The organism is Methylomonas rosea (genome assembly GCF_024505055.1).
Lineage (GTDB): Bacteria > Pseudomonadota > Gammaproteobacteria > Methylococcales > Methylomonadaceae > Methylomonas > Methylomonas rosea.
Genome location: NZ_JANIBL010000001.1, coordinates 151,946 through 159,283, shown reverse-complemented (window position 1 = coordinate 159,283; position 7,338 = coordinate 151,946). Strand labels below are relative to the sequence as shown.

Below are 7,338 nucleotides of genomic sequence, written 5' to 3'. Positions count from 1 at the left end.
GGCGCACATCACGCTACGCGCCGCCACGGTGACGCTCAAGCCGCCGACGCGTTGCGGCTATCGGCTGCCGGTGCTGAACGTCAACGCGGTACTGGCGCGAGAGGATATGCCGCCGAACGGCAAGGAACCCTTGGAATGGCTCCTGCTGACCAGCTTGCCGGTGGAGCGTTTCGAGCAAGCGACCACGGTGGTGGCTTGGTATGCCGTGCGCTGGTGCATCGAGGTGTACTTTCATGTGTTGAAAAGCGGTTGCCAGATCAAGCGCTTGCATCTGGAAACGGAAGAGCGGCTACTTCCCTGTCTGGCACTGTATATGGTCATTGCCTGGCGAGTGTTGTTCAGTCTGATGCTGGCACGCGCGACACCAGACCTGGATTGCGAGGTCATCTTTGATCCACAGGAGTGGCGAGCGGCCTACATTGTGGTCAAGCGCTGCCCGCCACCGTCCACGCCGCCTGGGCTGAACGAGATGGTTCGGTTAGTCGCAAGCTTGGGGGGTTATCTCGGTCGTAAACACGACGGCCCGCCGGGTGCCAAGGCCATGTGGACCGGCTTGCAGCGCTTGCGAGATTTTGTCATCGCCCTGGCGGCTCAGCAGGATGTCGCGATGAGATGTGTATAACGATGAGCGCTCCGCGTGGGAACGATGAAACGGTCTTGAAAAAATCAGCTCGCAATTTTGCGCGGACGGTGCGAGCTACTAAATTTTTCTTACTCCGCACTTTCCTCATATTCCTCAATCACCTTGTCCGACAAATGCGCAAGATGTTTCAACTCGCCGATCTCAATGACATTGTCGTAAGACAGATAGGTACACATTTCCGCCAGCGCGCGGCCTTCCAATAGCGAGAAGACCGGGCGCTGAATTTCCTGCAGGACTTTTTCGCGTTTTTCGGCGGGTGCGACGATGTGCAGTTTGATGTTGATGTTGGGCTGCAAGGCGACCAAATCAGCCATCCGCAAAAGCCCGGAATAAACCGAGGTGGTGTGTTCAACTTCAAATGCCCGAACAATGGAGCGGTTGCGCAGCCAAATCACATCGATTTGCTCGATGGTTTTCATCGTGGTGGAGTCATAGCCTAGCGGCAGTTCGTCTACCAGTTCGCCTGATTGTGCATGCCAGACTTTCAACACCCGCCCACGGTCTGCTCTCGGCAGCCAGATGGTAAAACCCATTAGCGTGCCAATCTTGGCGATTAGTCCTTGGATTTGCATGGACTCCCGCACCGATCCGGCATCATCTAAGATTTCTGTCTCGTCGTCGGGAACGGTGGGTACCGTGACGCTCACTTTCTTATCCGTCCTTTTGACCGTATGCTGTCCCTTCCAAAGCGCCTGAATGGCTGGCGAATAGAAGAATCGGGTTAGCGTTCTAGCTGAGCCCTGCAGACCTTGCGCTCTTACACCTTCGAGAATAATGGCATTAGTCGCGGTAATACGTGTACCTATCGACGCCGTGTCCCAATCAAACGGCACCGGCAAACCTAAAAACTCGATGATGGCCCGGCGGTCATTGAGTGAAATCATCGACAGGTTGTTGATCGGGTCATAGGCGGCCAAAAATGCGCCCACCGTGTTGCCGCTCGGTCCGGTCAAGTTATTGCGCTGACCGGCGTTCATCGTATACAGCTCATCGATGAGTTGCGCTTTGCGATCCCGTTCCGCTTCGGTAAGGGCCGTAGATACTGTTATCCAAGTCAAGCCAAATGAATAGCCGAATCGAACGGTTTGGCGGATTTTAAGACGCCGAACGCGACATGGATCAATTTACGCATCATGGCACCGATAATGAGCTTATTGGGCTTGCCGGCACCGGCTAAACGGCTTCGAAATTGTTTGCCCCAGGCTGTTTTATAAAGCGTCACCATGGCAGGCATGTAGAGCGCTTTGCGCAAGAAGGCGTGGCCGACCTTGGAGAGCCTGGGTTTACCTTTGATGCTACTGCCCGACTCGTATTGTCGGGGGTCGAGCCCGGCAAATGCTGCGGCCTGCCGACTATTAGCGAAGCGCGAGGTATCGGCATAAAACGCCAGTATAATGGCACTGGTACGCTCGCCAATACCGGGAATGCTGTCGAGCAACTCGCGTTGTTGCTTGAGATCGGGATGGTGATCGATATGGTCATTGATGGCTTCGATCAGTTGGTTAATAGCGGTATCCAGCCAATCCAGATGTTGCTGAATGTCCTTGCGCACGGCCTCCCGCGCCACCAGTAAGCGGTTGCTTTCCTGGGTGCGCATGGTTTGCAAGGCATCCAGTCGCAGTACCAACGCACGTAATGCGACTTCCGCTTCACTGCGGGCTTGCCAAGCCAGAGGTTGGCGTTCGGCGCAGAAATCGGCAATTAGCTTGGCATCGACCGTGTCGGTTTTGCTGCGCGTCAGACGCGAAGCCGAATAGGCCTTGATTTGAGCGGGATTGATAACGCTGACGGTTAAGCCGGCGGTTGCCAAATGTTGGGCAACGTCTTCCCAATAAATACCGGTGGCTTCCATGCAGACATGCACGGAGTCGGCCTTTTGTGCCGCAAGCCACGTCGACAAGACTGTAAAGCCTTCCAGCGAATTGGGGACGACTTTGGCGCGAAACTTACCGTTGGGCAGGCGTAATGCGCAGTCCAACTTGGCTTTGGCGACATCGATACCGAGATAAAAGTGGGACATGAAAACCTCAAATGATCTACCTTGTGAATGCAGGCTGCCGGAAACCGGGCCGAAGAGACTGTTCGATCGTTGATCGAGGGCGGGTCGCTGCTGCAATGATCTACGTCTCGAACTTAAATAGTTCCAGGTCCGATACGGCATCCAGCGACCCAAACCTGAGGTGCCCCTCAGGTGTGTTTTCACGGTGTATTATCCTTTGAAAAGCACGCTTGGATAATACAAGGTCCGATTAGCGTCAGCGAAATCGGACGTATGCTTTTCTCCTTCCCTCAGACCACGAGGGGATGCAGACCTAGCCGCGCTACGACCTACGCAACGCGTTGCCAGTGGATAATCACGCAATCAAAATTATCCCAACGGTCACCACTCCAAATGCCTCAAGCAACTTAAATCTTGTTACCCCCAAGCCGTATTGCCTCCAGCTTGCTGCTATTAAACCGCCAAGTCTCAAGAACATTGGGGCGTGCAACGCCAATAGCCAAGCCGGGCGACCCGCAAGGGCTAACCCGAAAAGCTATTTACTAAGCCGTTAAAGCAAAAAGCCTGACCCATAAGGCAAATAGTCACGCACGCCAGCCTCACCATCCTGGCGATTAAGCCAAAATGGCTCGCGGTTCCGGCAAAAAGGCCTGCGGCTGAAGCAAAAGCATCAGGCGTAAAAGCCCCATCACCTTGCGTTTAAGGCAAAAAGCCTTTCGGTTAAAGCAAAATGGCTCGCGCGCAAGTAAAAAAGCCAAAGCAGAAAACCTGCAAGCCATAAAACTTAGGCAAATTGCTTTGCGAGACTGGCTTAAAGCCTGGTGAAGGCCTCAAAAACTAAGGCTATGCGCATCGCACCGAGTTAGCCGATGCCTTGCATTTGACGGTTTGCGGCAATGCCCTGTAAATACCTAAGCCCCCGATGCCGGCACCAGCCCGGAAGTACGGATTTTGCAGGTTTGAGGCGATAAAATCCTTCGCATTTACCTCAAGCCGTAGACCTTCAACTGACTGCAAACCGGTAATTGATTGTCCGGCACGGTGCAGTCGGACGTACCGACTCGATAAATCATCACGTAGACCCGGCCATTCGCCACCACCGGCGGAATCATCCGCGACATCTTACCCAAGCCGCCGTTATTGTCGTCACCGGTGCGAAATAAGCGTTTCAACTTGTTGCCTGGCTCTATCGTGGTCGCGTCGTACGCTATCAGCTGACCTTCGGCGAATTCCTTATTGGCATCGCCGAATTTGGAGAACACCGCCCAGACGATAGCCGAATCGAAATCGATGGCGTGGGAAAAATTAGTGCTTGCAGACGGCTTGCCGGAGACCATCAACAGACCGCCGGGCATACCGCCGGGCGATTCGACGCCCACCGAGGCCAGGTCCTCAGCTTCGGCACGGAAGGTTGGCAAATTACCGTCCACAGTGGAAAAGTTATAGGTTTTTAACCGTGAGTTTTCGCCCCAGACATAGACGATGCCGCCGCTCTGATCGCGTTGCGCCAAGGCCAGCGAGTGAATGTGGTGCATTTTGTTGTTTTCCGGATCACCGCATGGCACGAACCATCCGTGAACGCTATGCCCGGATGCCGGACACGGTAGGCTGCGATTCAGATGCTGGGCCCGGTCCCAATTTTCCTGAACGCCACCCGCGAAATAGGTTGCCACCAGCGGCGGTTTGGACATTAATTGATTGAATCGATCATTCCTGCCTAAATTAAGTTTGTCCAAGGAGTAAATGATGCCGTCCTTGGTGCCTTGCAACAGCAACCGGGAACCCGGTACCAGCATCGGCCCGGCCGCGCCGAAATCCCAGTCAGCACCTGCGGCATGCGCTTGGGCCCTGCCGCAGGAAACTTCGGAATTATTATCGCTCCAGAGACATTTATCGCCGGCAACGCGCTCATCCAGAAATGCTTTGTAAAAATCCACCTTTTCCAGTTCGGGCCGCGCGCCGCCGACGCTGGGTTTGAAACGGAGTTTGATCATGCTCTCGGCCAGGTCGACATCGCCGTTATTCGAGGTGCCGTTGGAGGTGGCGACGTAAATCATGTCGTCTTCGGTAACCGGCGCACCGCCGGCATGCCAGATGCCGGCACCCCAGGAGTTGAATGAGGTAGCGCAAAATATCGCGGCTTGTTTGGAAAAGCCGGCTTGCCCGAGCAAGGCCCGGGTATCGTAAGCTACTACGAAACCATGCGGATTTTTTCGTCCCCCCATATGTGATTCGCCGTTGGCGGCAAATGCCATGACCAAGCCGTTGTTCTCTGTCAATGCCAGTCCGGCGCGCAATTTGGGATAGACATATTGCTTGGTTTGATTGTTTTGCCGATACGTAGCGCCGGCGTCGTTAAACCAGCAGCCATTGCCTTCCTGCGACTTACCAAAAATACGCACAGGTTTAGTTTTTTGACTGCCGTTTAGCGGATTTAAGGCATACACCCAGTAATCGCGGAAATGGTTGTCGTTGTTTTTCTTTTGCCAGGAAGCGACAAACAGTGTGTTGCTGGCCGGATCAATGATAGGCGTGGCGGAAATACCCCAGGTCGGCGTATGCTTCCACATGTCCATGTCTTGCGAGCTGATTTCCGGGCCGAGTTTGACTTTATAGACGGTTTCATTGGTGCGGGCATTGATGCCGATGACGTCGTTCTTCATCGTGGTGATGATCACCAAATCGTCGGCGCCGGCGCCGTTTTCGATCACCAAGGGCTGGGTTTCGATTTTGGCATTAAAATCGTAAGTACGCAGCAAGCCGAACTGCTCGGCATTCACGTTAGCCTTATTAAGCGTGAATTCTTGATTATTGGCAGCGGTACGAAAATTATTGCCGGCGCGTTGCGTCACGCTAACCGCTAGCGCGGTATTCACCCAAAAAACCGTACAGATAAAACCCAATTGCATCAATTTCATGGCTCGCTCCCCCCAGTTGAATGTCAACTGAGCCTAGGGCCAGTACAAGGACGTTGTCAAGCCCTTTATTAATAAGGTATTTAAGGCTTTTAGCTTGATGCTTTACCTATCTGCTAGTGATTTATTTGCCATACGATTCTTTATTGAACGACTGCTTGTGTAACCAACTGGCCTACTAGCTGTTAATCGTCCAGGCGAGTTTTTTGTAGTACCCTAGTTTCGTCAGCGGAAAACGCGTAAATGCCGAATGCGGTGGGGTAAGACGGTCATGGATATAAAGCTGCCTTTAGATGCGAAACTGGTCATGGCATTGAGCAAGTCGAATGCTTCGATTTCAGAGCTTAAATTGAATCAAGTGTTAGACGCCAAAATCATTACCAATCAAGTGATGCTGAACACCCTGACTGTCAGCGTTGCCGATAAAACCATGACTTTGCAGAGCCAACAGGCTTTGGCTTTGCAGCCTGGCCAGACCTTGCAGTTGCAAGTGGTCAAGCTATTGCCTACGCCAGAGTTAAAAATTATCGCCCCGCCACCGCCACCATCGCCAGCGCAGAATACGTCAAGCTTAGCGGCGCCCGAAGCACAACTACTAAAATTACTGCCCTCCCCGACCGCGACTGCAACCGCACCTCTACCCAGCAATCCACTAGCGACCTTAAACCCTGGCGAGCACATACAGGCGCAGATTTTGAATATTGGCAAACATACCCTAACGGTGCAACTGACGCCGATGCCGGGTGATGCCAAGCAAACCCAAAGCACCGCGTTGCCTGGCGGTGAAAACCGAGTGGTGTTGGATAGCAAGCAATTGCAATGGAGTGATCCGTTGGCTAGGTCCACGCTAACTGTCGGCAGCCGCGTTGATTTACAAATGCTGAAGAGCGGCGATTTGCCAGTGCTTAGCGCGTCTCTACCGGCGCCGTCTATTGACGAACAGATAGCGACGGTGTTCAAACAGTTGTTACCCGTTCAAGTACCGCCACAACAATTGCTGGAGCAACTCGCGCCCTTGATGCAGCCTGCCGAAACCGATAAAACTGTAGGCGAAGTACTCAAGCAACTGGCCCGCGAAATATTGCAGCATATTCCGGACAAAACCAAGCTGTTCGAACCGGCCACGCTAAAGCAAGTCATTGCTCAATCCGGACTGTTTATGGAACGCAATTTAGTCGACGCGGAGGCAAATCCGCAATCGCAAATGTTGCAAGACGATTTCAAATTAAAACTGAGTAAGCTGATTGCACAGCTGAGCTTGGAACTGGGTGTGCCTAAGGACGAACTTTCGGCTCAGCAGACTGCAAGCGAATTGCTGAAAGAAACTTTGCAAAAAGCCCAGGGCAATCTGGCCAAATTGACCTTGGATCAACTCAATTCGCTGCCCAGAGACGATTCGCCCAAACAGGTCTGGATACTGGAGTTACCGTTCTTTAATAAAGCCGAACCGGAAACGCTGCAACTGATGGTGGAACAAGACAAACAAGCCAACAGTGAGAACGGCCAAAAGAACTGGGTAGTGAGCATTACCATTACCCCGCCCGAACTTGCTACAATACATTGCAAGGTCTCCTGTTACGACGGCAGTATTAATACCCGTTTCTGGAGCGAGTCCACCAGCACCGTGGATAAAATTAATGCACGTCTGGACTATTTAAGACAACAGTTCGAACAAAAAGGATTGAAACCCGGATTTATGGATGTTCAACAAGGAAAACCCACGCAAACCAATCCGCAAACGCTCCCACCGCAAAGTCTGTTGAGCGAAAAAGTCTGATACC

At 52.8% G+C, this 7,338-nt stretch carries 5 protein-coding genes; 2 read left to right on the top strand and 3 right to left on the bottom strand.

What is annotated here, in order from left to right; genetic code table 11:
• Positions 1-622, top strand: a 622-nt coding sequence (locus NP589_RS00710) for an IS4 family transposase (RefSeq protein WP_256605220.1), incomplete at its 5' end; no start/stop codon positions are given.
• A gap of 89 nt (positions 623-711) precedes the next feature.
• On the opposite strand, the gene NP589_RS00705 is transcribed toward NP589_RS00710, so the two are convergent.
• The 3 genes from NP589_RS00705 to NP589_RS00695 all read right to left on the bottom strand — a co-directional run bounded on the left by NP589_RS00705 (position 712) and on the right by NP589_RS00695 (position 5,560).
• Positions 712-1,701, bottom strand: a complete 990-nt coding sequence (locus NP589_RS00705) for a type II restriction enzyme NmeDI-related protein (protein WP_256605219.1) — start codon at positions 1,699-1,701, stop codon at positions 712-714.
• Entirely contained in the window at positions 1,698-2,663 is a 966-nt protein-coding gene (locus NP589_RS00700; RefSeq protein WP_256605218.1) for an IS110 family RNA-guided transposase, read from the bottom strand. Before NP589_RS00700 ends, NP589_RS00705 begins: the two co-directional genes overlap by 4 nt.
• Positions 2,664-3,625: 962 nt before the next feature.
• The gene (locus NP589_RS00695) at positions 3,626-5,560 is read right to left on the bottom strand and encodes a hypothetical protein (RefSeq protein WP_256605216.1); all 1,935 of its coding nucleotides are present in this window, start codon (positions 5,558-5,560) and stop codon (positions 3,626-3,628) included.
• A gap of 268 nt (positions 5,561-5,828) precedes the next feature.
• On the opposite strand from NP589_RS00695, the gene fliK reads away from it, so the two are divergent.
• Positions 5,829-7,334: a flagellar hook-length control protein FliK gene (fliK, locus tag NP589_RS00690; protein ID WP_256605215.1), complete on the top strand. Its 1,506-nt coding sequence runs from the start codon at positions 5,829-5,831 to the stop codon at positions 7,332-7,334.
• The last annotated feature ends 4 nt before the right edge of the window (positions 7,335-7,338 follow it).